Raw genomic sequence first — 13,653 nt, forward strand, 5'->3', positions numbered from 1 at the left:
TGGGGGCATTCTAATAGTTATTTCACTAAGACTGAGAGCTATATTGGTAGGTCCGTACATATAAAACGTGGAATAGCAACATATTACAGTTACCGCTATCTAGAAGGGAACTGTATTGCTATGGTTGACAAGTTAAAAAAATGGCTGTTTAAGCAGCCTTCACGATCTAAAAATGGTACGAGCTCTGAACCAGTTAATGATAAAAAATCGACTGAGTTATCTAAGGAACTGAGTGGCACGCTTAAGGACAACGTGACCCTGCTGAAGCAGGAAATAGGACATAGCACGGATTTCATTCTTCGTTGTTTGAACGATAAACAGGGCAATCCGGTTCTCGCTGTAGGTTTTCTTCAAGGCCTGATTGATCAGCAAATTTTAACGACACTGCTGGAGGAACTTACTGCAGGTATTCGAAATGGGGATCTCTCTGATCGTAATGTTGAAAGTTGGTTGATGGATCGTATTCCTATTGGGGGCATCACTTGCCTTAAAAATGAGAAAGCACTTATCCATGCCGTTCTTCATGGACAGGTGGCTCTCCTCGTCGAAGGCAGCTCCAAGGCCTTTGCTGCTTCTATCAGCGGGGGGGCTAAAAGAGCTGTTGAGGAGCCAACATCGCAGACAGTAATTCGCGGTCCTAAAGAAGGGTTTACCGAGGATATTTCCACCAATATCGCACTCCTCCGGAGAAGGATCAAATCAACTGAACTCCACTTTGATTCTCGAATTATCGGATCATACACGCAAACGAAGGTATCGGTAGCATATGTTCGAGGTATTGCAGATCCAGAGGTGGTTAAGGAAATCTCCAGACGATTAGATTCCATTAACACTGATAGTATTCTCGAAAGTGGATATATCGAGGAATTTATTCAAGATGGGGTATGGACACCCTTTCCAACGATGGTTAACACCGAGCGGCCGGATACTGTAGCAGGCAGCTTGCTTGAAGGGCAAGTAGCGATATTGGTTGATGGGACCCCATTTGCCCTGATTGCTCCCGTAACCTTTTTTCGTTTCATCTCTTCCAGTGAGGACTACTACCAACGTTATGATCTAGCATCTTTTCTTCGGATCGTTCGGATGGCATCCTTTTTCTTGGCATTGCTTTTACCCGCGTTCTTTATTGCAACAACTACGTTTCACCAGGAAATGCTGCCTACAACAATGCTCATCACTTTAGCTGCACAGAGAGAAAATACACCATTGCCAGCCCTACTTGAGGCAATGATAATGGAGCTGACCTTTGAGGTTATTCGCGAAGCAGGAGTACGAATGCCGCGCGCCGTAGGGCCTGCAATCTCTATCGTTGGGGCTTTGGTTCTTGGACAAGCTGCCGTTCAGGCGGGATTGGTTTCCGCAGCTATGGTCATTGTGGTATCATTCACAGCCATCTGCAACTTTGTGTTACCTGCATTCAATATGGCTGGGTCTGTTCGTTTGCTCAGATTTGGACTTATGCTAATGGCAGGTTTATTGGGGTTATACGGCGTTTTGTCAGTCTTGGTTCCCATCCTCGTTCGATTAGTATCTGTAAATTCGTTTGGCGTTCCTTATATGATGCCGCTCGCACCTTTCTATAAAAGCAATATGAAAGACCTGTTTGTGCGTGTACCTAGGTGGAAGATGAAGAAGCGGCCTGTAATGATTGGGGATTCCAATCCAGTAAAGCAGGCAACGGAACAGGAATCATTTGCAGAACAGGCGGGGGAATACGGCCGAGATCCCATGGCGTAAGGAGGAATCGATATGTCTCAATTAGGCAGGTTTATTTGGGTCTTGGTCATATTATTCATTTTGCCGGGTTGCTGGAACCGAGTCGAACTGAATGAGCTGTGGGTAAATGCAGCTACAGGAGTAGATATGATGGACGATGGACAGTGGATGGTGTCCTATCAGATTATTATTCCCTCCGCCCTTGCAAGTGGTACCGGAGGAGGAACGGGAGGGTCTTCTCAACCGGCATCCCATGTATTCTCAGTAAAGTCCAAAACCTATAATCAGGCGTTATCGTACAGCAATTTAAAAACATCAAGACGAATTTACGTAGCACATAATCGTGTTGTATATATCGGCAAAAGAGCGGCTGAGAAGGGAATGGACCGTTTAATCGATTTTTATCTTCGTAATACGGAAGCGAGGGAGATGGTCAATATGATTGTATCGGACGGACTAGCATCTGATCTATTAAAGAAATTGTTGCCGCCTGTTCAAGGCGCCGCCATGGCTGAATTGGTCAACAAAGAGAGCAATATTTTATCGGTGTTTCCGAAAGTTAGGGTTTATGATTTCGTATTAAGCATGAACTCGGATTCCAAATCTATTGAAGTCCCTGTCGCCGAGATGATCGGAGACAGAGACTATCAGGATGAGAAGGAAGCAGAGAGTCTGGATGTCTTCAAAAAAACCTCGGCCCCGCTCAAATTGGCATTGACTAAATTGGCGGTATTCCAAAAAGGAAAGCTCAAAGGGTTTCTCAACAAGGAAGAGAGTTTGGGTGTATCTTATCTGTCTCAAAAGATTAACAACACCGAAATTTCGTTCCCATGCAGCGAACAACCCGGTAGGGAAATGTACTCTTCCATACTAGTAAACTCTGCTAATGTAAAGCTTACACCCAGAAAAACCAGTTCTCATTACACAATGCAGGTTGGAGTAAAAATTAATGGGACTTTAAATGAAACTACATGCACTAAGGATATTTCCAAGACGAAGACCATACATGATCTGGAAGAAGAGATTGCAAAAGAAGTGACCAGTACGATAAATAAGGGCTGGGCTAAACTTCAGGAACTTGGTGTAGACGCAACTGGTTTTGCTGACCGGATTCACAGGAGGTTCCCAAGGGAGTGGGAGACGGTGAAAAAAGACTGGGATCAGGAATTCAAGAAGATAGAACTGGACATTCGAGTGGATGCACGGATTCAGCGTCCTGGCCTCCTACAGAAGCATATCGGAAGTCAAACCTAACCCATTTTTATAAAGGGGCTTAAAAAGTATGAATAAAACCGTCACCAGAGTATCAGGGTTAGCTATCGCCTTTTCCTTATTTCAGGTTGGCAGTACAACATTATTCCTATTGGGAGGTAAAGCCAAACAGGATGCATGGCTAGCCATGTTGATCGGTGCACTTGCGGGCTTCATACTGCTAACAATGTACTTATCCATGCATAAACTTGATCCACATCGGGATTTGTACGAGCTCTTATGCCATTATTGGGGTAAATGGGTTGGTAGTCTGGGGGGGCTTCTGTTCATCAGTTACTTTGCTTACGAAGCTTCCAGGAGTGTCAGGGACATTGGTGAGCTTGGCGCATTGACATTGCTGAACAGAACCCCTACTGAAGTCATTACGTTTATAGCGTTAATTGTCTGTGCCGATGTGGTGTGGTTTGGACCGAAAGTCTGGTTCCTTCTATGTCATATATTTCTGCTTCTTGTTGCGTTTGGTTACTGCATGATACTAGTGCTTACTCCTTTTACAGGACTCATACACTTTGAATTTTTGTTTCCTGTATTGGAGAACGGCTTAACTCCCGTAGTGAAGGCTGCCATACCCGAGATTGTGTCTTTCCCCTTTGGGCAGACGATTCTTTTTCTTGTGCTGTTCAAGATCGTCACGGATAAACGTAAATTACAGCGATCGATCATCATTGTTTACTGGATCACTGCTGTGTTCCTTATTGTAATGAATGAACTCACAGTCCTGGTTCTAGGTCCGGAATGGGCAGCATCAAGCACCTATCCCTTATTTGAGGTTACTCAACTAATTCAGCTTCCGAAGATCGTTGAGAGAGCTGATGTCCTGTTTTCGATGATTCTATTTATTGGAATCGGAGTCAAAACGGCTGGTTTTATGTTTGGTGCCGTCATTGGGCTTCAAACGATAACCCCCTTTAGATATAAGCCTGCTTTACTGTTGCTAAGTATCATCATATACGCCCTTACGTTTCTCTCCCCTAGGTTAACCGAATTTTTGTGGTTCGGTCTTCATGTAGCCTTGGTTCGAGTCTGGCCTATCTTTCAGATTGCTCTGCCTGTCCTCCTTTTCCTGACCATGCTAATTCGGAAGAAAAAGAGAAGGACTTATAGTTAGCTATAGCCTTCTCAACACTGTCTAATTTCTTCTTTGTCTTAGCCACATTGGATTCTCTAATGACTAATGTTGAAGAACTTACTGATGTTTTCGACCAATTTGTCAGCAATCTTTAGCTTCATGATTCAATTTTTCTTTGCTGTTTTACTATGCTATGCCTTTACGCTTACCACTATGGCATTTTCAGAAAGAGAATTTCCATTTATCTTGAAGGTGTCTTGATTTATCTCACCAATGGGTCATTTCCCCTAGAGCGCCAAGGGATTTCACTTCTTAATAAAGCACAGATACTGATCACGTTCCCACTGGTGAACTTGTGTGCGATACAGATACAAGTAGCTCCAGCAAATCTTCATTAGTGTGATTTTGTAACTTATCAGGTCAATTATGTGCGCCCGCTGATGCTTTTTTGACAGCCAGTTAAAAATTCCCCACTGATTGGAGTTACTTGGAACTGTCGCCCTACCAATGCCCTTCATTTGACGCTAACCGATGCCGGATGGACTGCATTTGCAAACTTCTATAAATACAGAACAACGTCTGACTTATCCAGATTTACTATTGATTTCCGAGCGAATAAACTTCTTTTTTTAATGTCACAACAAAAAGAAGGTAGGAAAAGTTCCCCAACCTTCTTAGCATTCATATTTCTATGTTTGAATAATATCATTGTTTTTTACAATGTTACTGCGGATTTACCATTTTAACTTTATAGATAGGCTTTGGAGTAGTGATAGTGTTTAATGGATCTTATTACTGCCACTACGTCCTCTTGCCATGCTACACAATCCCTCCCCCATAAATACGTCTGCTTACTATAAGTGAATTAGACAAACTGACGATATGAAATCGTACAGTCTTTTCTAAAGCGGCTACATATAATGTTCTATATATCATTAAAAATGGCTTAAACGGTCAACTTTAATATAGTAAGAGTAGTATTGGTAAAGTTATGAAGTTGGGCTGGGGTTGCATTTGCATTTACCAATTGAATAGTTGTAGGAACGACCCCTACAGTAATAATGACTTCTGCCGAAATTGGTCCGCCACCGTTACCCGTGAAGGGAACAGGAGTAACAGGGATTCCATTTACGGTAAGGTTAAAGGCAGCATCACCTTGGTTATGAATTGTAAAATCTATTAGATAGCTTCCCGTTTCGTTGATTGTTATCGTTGTAGATGGAGGAGTGAAAGTAAATGCACCACCAACATTAGCCAAAACTCCAGTAAAGGTAATTGGTGAGTTACCCGGAACTGTGTCCGTTCCCGTACCAGGATCTGCTCGGAAAACACTTAAGAAGTCTGATATCCCGCCGCCTGCTGGCCCTGCTGCTCCCGTTGCTCCTGCTGGTCCTACCGCTCCTGCCGGTCCCACTGGTCCTGCTGGCCCCACTGCTCCTGCGGGTCCTGTTGGTCCGGGAATTCCTTGAAAACCTTGTAGCCCTTGCTGGCCTTGAGCACCTGGAACTCCCTGTGGGCCCGGCAGTCCCTGCGCTCCCTGCGGTCCCTGAGGTCCTTGAGGTCCTTGAGGTCCTCGGATCCCTTTAACAATAACTTTCGGTAAAACTTTGACCTTTTTAACTACACATCTTCTAAATTTTCTCCGATGCATTTTCTTTTGCCAATAATAATGTCTAAACATAATTAATGATCACCTCCAAAGTCTAGTCAAAGTAGCTTATTGTGCAATTAACCAAAAAGATTGGGCTGTTGACTTGATCTTGGGAAAATAGGCATAGGTCTGACCCTATCGTGTTAGATTATTACTGCTTATCCTTCTAAAGCTTAATAGCCCTACTATCAACCGATCCAGCCCCTGCACTGTATGTATCTTTCTATTTCCAGCTTGCAAAATCTTTACCCAAAAAAGGAGATGAGATAATGACTAGATTGTTAGATGCTCGAACATCTCAAAACGCAAGTTACGGTAATACGATCTCAATCTCCATGCCAGCCAATACTCCTGTTGCCATTGCAGAGCTTGGCTTAGACGTGACGGGCGCTGGGGAAAATATGCGTGTACAATTATCAGGGATTGCTGAGCTTTCATTTCCCACTACTCCACCTTTTGACTCCGTTATTGCTATTTCTATTGTTAGAGGCACTCTCGACTCTCCTGTTGCATACGCCCTTTACTCTGTTAGTGTCTCCGAAGCAAACCCAAACGCTGTACAGGTCGTTACCATTAATGCATCCGATTACAATGTCCCTCTACCACCATCAAATGAATTGGTGTATACCTTATATTTATTTTGCACAGCGGATGCCACCCGAATAGGAATAGAAAGTTTTAATGCGGTTGCCTATTCAGATTAACATTACACCATCATATGGAGGGCAAAGCCCTCATTTTTTCCATCTGTCCTTGAGGGACGACACTTTCCATCTGTCGTTCTTTTTTGGTATAGTTTACTTAAGGAGTTGATCAAATGGGATTCATGCTTATTTTTATTGCGATTATTTTTTTCTCACTTGGTATTTTAAGTAAACGAAACCCCACTTGGGGATGGCGTGCAAACGAAGCCTGGAAGATCAAAGGTGACTCAGAACCAAGCGACGCTTACATTGACGACATGAAATTTAGAGGCTCTGTATCTATACTCTTTGGGTCCTTCTTTTTAGTATGTGGACTTTTGGTTATCTTCCTATAAGTTCCACTACCTGTTACCAATCACCAAAATACCATATTGAAACGGAATTTGCTGTTTGGCTGATGCTCCTCAAATATCATTTAGTATATTTTCAAAACAGAAATCTGTCTCTCATCCAAAGCTTCCAGTAATCGAATTTCCTTAATCTTCAGAGACCGACCTGCCGCTGTAGTAAGTAGTAAAGATCATTTTTCTCGCATAGTATTTATTCATCAAAACAGCCATCCTATAAGGAAGAACAATGTAAAACTCGACTCGTCACTCTCGAGAGTGAGTGGCTTAGAAAAGCTAGTATACCCGGGTGTAATGACTTGTTTTCTTTCTAAGGCTTTCAAGGCATCCAACACATATTTCGCATTCAATGTTAGTTTTAAAATTTTCTCTCGTGAAACTGATTGGCGTTATGCTCTTTGTTCGGACAAACGCATATATAACATCATGCGGTATTGCTACATGGAGCTAGGGCTACAATGAAATTTGTACAGGAGAGGCTTTGGACGTGGTGACATCCAAATATCAGCCGACGTTTATACACATCTCCAAAAAATAGAGATGAATAGCATGGAGAACTATGAGTCTTTTACCGAGGGCCGACTTTAATAATATTTTTTGTGGGGAGAATTAATTAGTCTCAAATGACGGATGGATTACCCAAAAACAAAAAAATCCCTCAACGCTTAGAGCGCCAAGGGATTTCTCATTTTAATACAGCGTCAGATATTGATCACGTTCCCATTGATGTACTTGGGTGCGATACAAAAGCTCTCTATTTCCCTTTGAGTCCCAGTATGTTTTTTAGGTTGAACACAATATGTAATGCTTTAATTTCAGATAAGCAATATACTTCAAAATTCACCTGCATTCTCAAAAGTCGCGGTCAAAATGCGGTCAAAAAAATAGCTTTAACGGTTACTCGTTAAAGCTATTTTTTTCTCATTTTTGCGATGTGACAGACTTGATGTAATTAAGTATTTTCACCAACTGTTCGGGTGAAATTTTTCTTCCTCCATATTCCCAAATTTCTTCAATAACAGACTGTACTCCAATTTCCCTAATAGTCCCATTTTCAAGTGGATAAGTGAAGATGTCATTCTCTTTGATACCTATATAATTTTCTTCATTTGAGAATATCATAAAAACCTCTCCTGTGTGATTGAAATGTAGTTTACTGATAAATGATTATCCTGTATACTCTCTGTGGAATATTAGAGGTGGGACTAACTTGGCTATCCTGGCAGGGATGCCACCCCACACTATGCGCCTCTCTTATGGGAGGCGTTTTTTTGTTACACCCAATCTATATAATTATCTAGGCTTATCCGCCTCCCTTTATTTTCAAAATCGAACCTTATACCTATATTAAATGCCAATATTAGGTGCTTTGGCAACAAAAATTCATTATATGAATTTTGTCGAATAAAATCGCTGTTTTCGACAAAAAAGAGTCGCACATTAACGACTCTTTACGTTATCAAAATACTGGGGTTTAAAAATAATAACTCTTGACGGACTTCCGTAAATTTGTGATATGCCAGCAAACATCTTTTTGACTTTTTACTAGGTTCTTCGTCAAAATAAACACATCTTTTCCTTTCGTCCAATATAGTTATATTATCCACATTGATCATGTGGTAACGGTCTGCTTTGAAAAAATTGTACCCACTATTTCTTAATGTAGTTGTCCAAAAAACTAGCGTTGAATGTAAATAATAAAATTCGGTGCGTGTATGAACTATTATCCGATCTACTAATCCATCATATATGCCAAAAAGAATATCCCTAATTGGTATACTTACGATGTCCCCATTTACTTCCTTAGTAACCGTTATTAGTTCCTTTACGATTTCATCCATTAGTTTCATCTCCAGCTTTATTTAAGCAATTCTTCCGGAGGTTCCGGGTTGTGGACAAACACCAAACTTGCAACACTGACAGACATTAGTGCAACGGCAGCAAGGCTCGATGCAATTGTGCTATAGATGTTTTTAATCATGTTAGTTTTCACCTCCTAAAGTTAATTAGAGATACAGATTGCACTAAAAAACTTATAGCTACATATGGATTGCCAATCCATAAATTAAAGCTCACTGCAATAAAAGCACCGGACCGAAGCAGTGGAAAATAGCGTGGGGGTATACGCGTTTGCCGCTCTATCCCAGCAGGTGCAAAAATCAGAATTAGCAGCATGCTAAACAAAGTTGTGCCTGTTGTCCAATTGTAATCCAAGTTTATAAAAGACATCCCTGTAAAGAGTGCTGTAGAAACTGCAACACACCACATACTACTTTTAAGATGCAGCCCGCCTGTCATTTGACGCAGGAAAGCAAATGATGCCATTATAATCAACACTTCAATTGTGAAGCCTGTAAAAGCAGAAACAAAGAGTGTCATACTGGTAATAAACACTACGTTTAATATTACAGCCATAGCGTGCTTTAAAACGGCCACAGAAGCAGGATGGTCCGGCACAACATTTTTAATGTGTTGAGCTATACGCAAGGCTAAAACCTCAATCAGCGTATTCACCCCTCTTCTCTTTCTTTTTTTAATGCATAGTATAAAAACATTCCTGCAGCGAGTACGAAATAAATAATAATAAGTGCAAGATCAGCCGCATACATGATAAATGCGGCAGCTACAAGGGACGTAACGATAAGAATTGTTACTATGGTATGTTCCCATTTAATGCGAAGTCTCTCGAAATCAAATGTGAATCCAATCCTGAATGTGTTCAAAAACCAAGATATCAAGAAGACCAGGGCACTGGTTAACGCTTGTAATAACGCTCCTTGGGTGGTATTTTGTAGATGGCTAGAGTCCATCCCATTGAATGCAGCCACCAGTATTATGGCTTGAACAGCACCATATAAGAATACTCCGGCTATAGAAATTATCGCCGACCATAATATTGGTACCTTAATAACTGTTTCCAATAGAAATGTGAACAACAAAATATTAACTATTGGTGCCAGATAAGACAAGGAAGTTTCTTCACGGAGCATGTAGCTCTGGAGGTTCATTATTAAGCTCACAAATAATCCTTGCCAGACATAATCAATTCCTCTTAAACGAAATATAGCAGTCATAAAAAAAAATGCGGCCATAGCTTCCGCTGTCGAAAATAGTAAGAACCTAATAGGCTCCCACATAACACATATCCCCTTCACGTAATTGGTAACAAACACACTTTTAATACTACATTTGCTACCAATGTGTGGCAATCCAAATACCAGTTGGATATGGAATTAATTGTGTATATGTGAGGTAATTATTTTCAACTTGTCGAAACAATATCCTCTAGCTTAATCCAACTAAAATCATCTTCCCCACGAGACAGCTTTACTTCGCGTCTAGCCGTGTTGATTACTGTTATCACACCAGTCATTACCTCATCATCAAACGAGGTTTCCGCATCAATTTCACCCGGCGGGAACGATTGACGTATCTGGTAATACAACACATCCTGTTTCTGCTGTCGGCCTGTTATCGCCTTATATTTTGCTTTAGAAAGCAGAAATTCTGCGTCAGCCGTAGCTGGATCGCATTCATAGGCCATGATCAAACCATTTCTTTGATTTTCTCAAAAGGTACGACGGTATCTCCAGAAATGGGGATATGTCTTTGACCGCTAGGAGAATCTAGCTGGGATTTCACCTCTTGCTGCTCATTTGGAACTGTTTCTTTCTTTGGAACTGATGTCTCTGATTTTGTTTTCGGAATGGAGGGTTTTTCGGTTGCTTGTGCCATCTTATCAGAAGATCCTTGTTCCTTGGTAGGAATTTTATTCTCAGGATTACCTTTTGCCGTGTCCAGCTTTTTCTGCTCAGTTTTTGACATTTGCTTTACCTCCTTTGACACTGGCCAGGTTGACCCGAAGTATCGCTATCCAGACATAAAAATACCGCCCAGCTTGTCCAATGGGGCGGCATTTTGTGCAATGTGATAGCTCGAATTTTATTGCCCGTGTACCGGGCTTTTTTGCAGTTTTCCTATTATAACAGTCCCCACCGGAGCAGCTGGATATACCGGAGTAACTAGTTAGCGGAGGAGCAATTACCTCAAATAAGGGATTCGACCAGCAGTATTTCTGACTCAAGCAGCGTTGCACAACCAGTGGATTCATTTGGTGTCACCTTGACACTACCATCATCTGCCAAATGGCGGCTTTTTTTATATGCCGTTTGGCAGCTATTAAACTATAATCCTTATTCAAAATCCCAAAGATTCACCAACAAGGATAACCTTTATTCTCCCCGCTGCTTTACACATTCTTGTTTGGACAATGTAAGAACAGATGCAATCATCTGTTTTACAATCTCCGCAAGCACCATTGATTAGGCAGGGCGTTTTTTGCGGCGAGTGTAAAAACGGGCTGGATGAACACGAACAGCGGTATACATTAATGGGGGCCGCATATGTTCTGGCTCTTATAAGTGCGTCTTCAGCGGTCTTGCAAACCTTATTCATCCCAACGATAGCAACAACACTTTTCGGTCCAAAGGTAATCGCCGCTGTTCGATTGCCCACACTGTCTATATTGACCAATATGCCATCTTCGCTAACGGCGTTAAAGCTCGTTAAATAGGTGTCGCACAAAAGAGATTGGCGCATGAGGTCATAACGTTCCTCCATTGTTTGCGCTTTATCACGATCAGTGATTATATAGCTGCCTTGACGTACTCGATTAAGGAGCCCGATTTCCTCAAGCGTGACCGACCCCCCCCATGATACCGAAGAATGTTCCGGAATAAATGATAGTGCCTTTTCTACAGCTTCTATGGCGTTATCACAGTAATAAGCCTCAAACCTTCTGCTTTGCAGATTTTTAATAACCTTTGAGGCTAAAAGTCGATTTCTCGCTTTTATTGAATTTTCTTTCCCTTGCATTGTTTTTCCTCCATTCTGACGTTAGAAAAGGTGACTAACTTCTTATGTATTTATGATTAATATAGTATAGTAAAAAGAAAAAGTATGTTGCACGTGCAACGAGGAGTCTCTCATGAACAATTTAGATTCCCTATGTCAATCACGTTTATTTTCGGGGATTCCCCCAAATGTTATTCCCCAAATGCTTAAATGTCTGTCAGCCACACGGAAAGAATATGCAAAAGATGAAATGATTGTCCGTGAGGGCGATTTAGTTGATGATGTCGGCATCATATTGCAGGGTAGCGCTCAAAGTACGAAATTGAGCGTCACGGGAAAACAAATTATTATATCCCTCCATTATCCGGGTGGATATACCGCAGTTTTAACAGCGGCTAGCCGTGGAAGAAGATGCCCTATGTCAGTACAGGCAATAGAACCACTTGAGGTTCTGTTTATTCCTATCAAAAGCATATTGAGCCGTTGTACGAAGTTATTTATGGCACACGAACAATTACTTGGCAATCTTTTTGATAGTATTGCAGAACGAGCGTTAGAACTGCATGACCGAAATGATTGTCTGATTATGCCTACTATTCGGGATAAGGTCTTAACTTATTTAACAAGAGTTATGCATGAAGCTGGAACAGAAACTTTTACTATTCCTTTTGATAGAGAAGCCATGGCCGAGTATTTAGATGTAGATCGAAGTGCTTTATCCAGAGAGCTTGCATGGATGAAGCGGGACGGCTTGATTGACTTTTATAGAAACGAATTTAAGCTATTGCAAAAGCAGTAGAAAAAGATTTTCACTAACCGGCAAGCAGGGCAAATGTATTAACACTTGCTTCTTTGCTTGTTGGGGAGTGCCTTCACCAAACCCAGCTCCCGATATTCTGCTTTGAGCGCATTTATTTTCGGCAGCTTCTTCCCTGACAATAAGCGTCGGAAAGTATCTTGCGCCGTCCGATAAGCGGCAAGATCGGCCCCATGCTCTGCAAGATATTTTTGGCTGCATTTTGCCGCTTTGTATTCTGCAAATACTGTTACGCCGCTACCATCTGTTTGATGTTAAAAATTTGGCCCAACGTTCATAAGCGGGGCCTTTTCCTGCTCTCATGCGAGATTCAATATCTTCAATTAGAATGACCTTGCCTCGTTCCTGTCGAGTGTCCTGACTCTCAATAAATGCCCTTATATCCTCCTGACTATAGCTTTACCAAGCGTGGAAGCCCGAAGCCGGGTAAAGCGTTGCTGCCCCTCTGCGCGGAAGCTGATTGTACCTCCGCAGCCATGCTTGACCTCATATCCAGCAGACGATATTGCATGTAAAAAACATTTATATCTGGCGGCTTCATTATAAGAAAAACATCAATCTGCGCTTTTAATTTATCTTGGAATGTTAACGGCTGACGAATCCCAAGCCACTCGCCATAATGATTGAACTTCCCTTTGCTATGGTGTTTTGAATTGGTAATAATAGATAATCCCTGTTCTAGGCAAATACGGTCAGAGAGCCGACGAACGGCACGAGCAGTACCAATAAAATCTCGGAACTTTCTCGTACAGTCCAGGGAGGTTGAATTCTAGTATATATGGCAATGGGGACGGTCAACGTGAGAAACAACGAAGAAAGCGTGCTGCCCCTTTGTCCAGCGCATAGCCAGTTCATAGCCAATTTTAAGTGGGGCTAAATACGATCACTGTCAAGGCTGTACGTGTATTGTAAGACTCTATTAGAGCCTGCTCGATCAATTGTACCTCTTGGTCATCCAGCTCCGGTTTACCGCGCCGCTGACGGTCTTTCATTAAACGCAAATAAGCTTCTTTGTGCTCAGGGATGATTATCCGACTGCTTTCCCACAAGCCATTACCTTCTAATTTTTCCGACATGTATGTAGCCTCCTGATGTATTATGTAGAAATTATATTAAGAACATATGTTCTAGACGAGACCTTTCGCGTTCTGAATCTAAAACTTTTGTACTAGAAAATTATTCCTAGGTCATATATACTAATTTACAATAATATTACCAATAGA

17 protein-coding genes and 1 pseudogene are annotated in these 13,653 nt (G+C 41.7%); 7 read left to right on the forward strand and 11 right to left on the reverse strand.

Annotation, left to right across the window (positions count from 1 at the left end):
• The first annotated feature begins 120 nt into the window (after positions 1–120).
• From MKY35_RS13905 to MKY35_RS13915, 3 genes are read left to right on the forward strand one after another with little or no spacing between them, the layout of a single operon-like run.
• Entirely contained in the window at positions 121–1,737 is a 1,617-nt protein-coding gene (locus MKY35_RS13905) for a spore germination protein (RefSeq protein ID WP_342444008.1), read from the forward strand.
• Between the two features lie 12 nt (positions 1,738–1,749).
• Positions 1,750–2,970 (forward strand): Ger(x)C family spore germination protein, encoded by a 1,221-nt coding sequence (locus tag MKY35_RS13910; RefSeq protein ID WP_342444009.1) that lies wholly within the window; start codon positions 1,750–1,752, stop codon positions 2,968–2,970.
• Between the two features lie 28 nt (positions 2,971–2,998).
• Positions 2,999–4,096, forward strand: a complete 1,098-nt coding sequence (locus tag MKY35_RS13915; RefSeq protein WP_342444010.1) for an endospore germination permease — start codon at positions 2,999–3,001, stop codon at positions 4,094–4,096.
• A gap of 907 nt (positions 4,097–5,003) precedes the next feature.
• On the opposite strand, the gene MKY35_RS13920 is transcribed toward MKY35_RS13915, so the two are convergent.
• Positions 5,004–5,738, reverse strand: a complete 735-nt coding sequence (locus MKY35_RS13920) for a large adhesin (RefSeq protein ID WP_029517854.1) — start codon at positions 5,736–5,738, stop codon at positions 5,004–5,006.
• Positions 5,739–5,977: 239 nt separating this feature from the next.
• Here MKY35_RS13920 and MKY35_RS13925 point away from each other — a divergent pair, with 239 nt between their 5' ends.
• The 3 genes from MKY35_RS13925 (at position 5,978) to MKY35_RS13935 (ending at position 7,667) form a co-directional block, all read left to right on the forward strand.
• On the forward strand, positions 5,978–6,412 hold the full coding sequence (locus tag MKY35_RS13925; protein WP_029517855.1) for a hypothetical protein: 435 nt from the start codon (positions 5,978–5,980) through the stop codon (positions 6,410–6,412).
• A gap of 113 nt (positions 6,413–6,525) precedes the next feature.
• Entirely contained in the window at positions 6,526–6,747 is a 222-nt protein-coding gene (locus MKY35_RS13930; RefSeq protein WP_307345765.1) for a DUF6199 family natural product biosynthesis protein, read from the forward strand.
• A 635-nt stretch (positions 6,748–7,382) separates the two neighbouring features.
• Positions 7,383–7,667 carry a hypothetical protein gene (locus MKY35_RS13935; protein ID WP_342444011.1) on the forward strand — a complete coding sequence of 95 codons (285 nt, stop codon included), beginning with the start codon at positions 7,383–7,385 and terminating at the stop codon, positions 7,665–7,667.
• Between the two features lie 13 nt (positions 7,668–7,680).
• Here MKY35_RS13935 and MKY35_RS13940 read toward each other — a convergent pair whose 3' ends face one another.
• The 8 genes from MKY35_RS13940 to MKY35_RS13975 all read right to left on the reverse strand — a co-directional run bounded on the left by MKY35_RS13940 (position 7,681) and on the right by MKY35_RS13975 (position 11,634).
• Entirely contained in the window at positions 7,681–7,881 is a 201-nt protein-coding gene (locus MKY35_RS13940) for a hypothetical protein (RefSeq protein WP_342444012.1), read from the reverse strand.
• 329 nt (positions 7,882–8,210) lie between these two features.
• Entirely contained in the window at positions 8,211–8,600 is a 390-nt protein-coding gene (locus MKY35_RS13945; RefSeq protein WP_342444013.1) for a LytTR family transcriptional regulator DNA-binding domain-containing protein, read from the reverse strand.
• A gap of 17 nt (positions 8,601–8,617) precedes the next feature.
• Positions 8,618–8,740 (reverse strand): cyclic lactone autoinducer peptide, encoded by a 123-nt coding sequence (locus tag MKY35_RS13950; RefSeq protein ID WP_342444014.1) that lies wholly within the window; start codon positions 8,738–8,740, stop codon positions 8,618–8,620.
• An 8-nt stretch (positions 8,741–8,748) separates the two neighbouring features.
• A complete protein-coding gene (locus MKY35_RS13955; protein ID WP_342444015.1) occupies positions 8,749–9,273 on the reverse strand; it encodes an accessory gene regulator B family protein in 525 nt (174 codons plus the stop codon).
• A complete protein-coding gene (locus tag MKY35_RS13960) occupies positions 9,270–9,896 on the reverse strand; it encodes a hypothetical protein (protein ID WP_342444016.1) in 627 nt (208 codons plus the stop codon). The genes MKY35_RS13955 and MKY35_RS13960 overlap by 4 nt, the downstream gene beginning before the upstream one ends.
• A gap of 125 nt (positions 9,897–10,021) precedes the next feature.
• On the reverse strand, positions 10,022–10,303 hold the full coding sequence (locus MKY35_RS13965; RefSeq protein WP_342444017.1) for a hypothetical protein: 282 nt from the start codon (positions 10,301–10,303) through the stop codon (positions 10,022–10,024).
• 2 nt (positions 10,304–10,305) lie between these two features.
• Complete coding sequence (locus MKY35_RS13970; RefSeq protein ID WP_342444018.1) at positions 10,306–10,584, reverse strand: hypothetical protein; 279 nt, start codon at positions 10,582–10,584, stop codon at positions 10,306–10,308.
• Between the two features lie 372 nt (positions 10,585–10,956).
• A complete protein-coding gene (locus MKY35_RS13975) occupies positions 10,957–11,634 on the reverse strand; it encodes a lactate utilization protein (RefSeq protein WP_342444019.1) in 678 nt (225 codons plus the stop codon).
• Between the two features lie 112 nt (positions 11,635–11,746).
• Between MKY35_RS13975 and MKY35_RS13980 the strand changes: the two genes are divergently transcribed.
• Positions 11,747–12,412: a Crp/Fnr family transcriptional regulator gene (locus MKY35_RS13980; protein WP_342444020.1), complete on the forward strand. Its 666-nt coding sequence runs from the start codon at positions 11,747–11,749 to the stop codon at positions 12,410–12,412.
• 696 nt (positions 12,413–13,108) lie between these two features.
• Here the strand turns inward: MKY35_RS13980 and MKY35_RS13985 are convergent.
• Together MKY35_RS13985 and MKY35_RS13990 are read right to left on the reverse strand one after the other, a co-directional pair.
• Positions 13,109–13,285 (reverse strand): hypothetical protein, encoded by a 177-nt coding sequence (locus MKY35_RS13985; RefSeq protein WP_342444021.1) that lies wholly within the window; start codon positions 13,283–13,285, stop codon positions 13,109–13,111.
• 14 nt (positions 13,286–13,299) lie between these two features.
• Positions 13,300–13,506, reverse strand: a pseudogene (locus MKY35_RS13990) (YolD-like family protein); the annotation flags it as partial.
• Positions 13,507–13,653: the final 147 nt, after the last annotated feature.

The organism is Paenibacillus sp. FSL L8-0638 (assembly GCF_038593075.1).
Taxonomy (GTDB): domain Bacteria; phylum Bacillota; class Bacilli; order Paenibacillales; family Paenibacillaceae; genus Paenibacillus; species Paenibacillus polymyxa_D.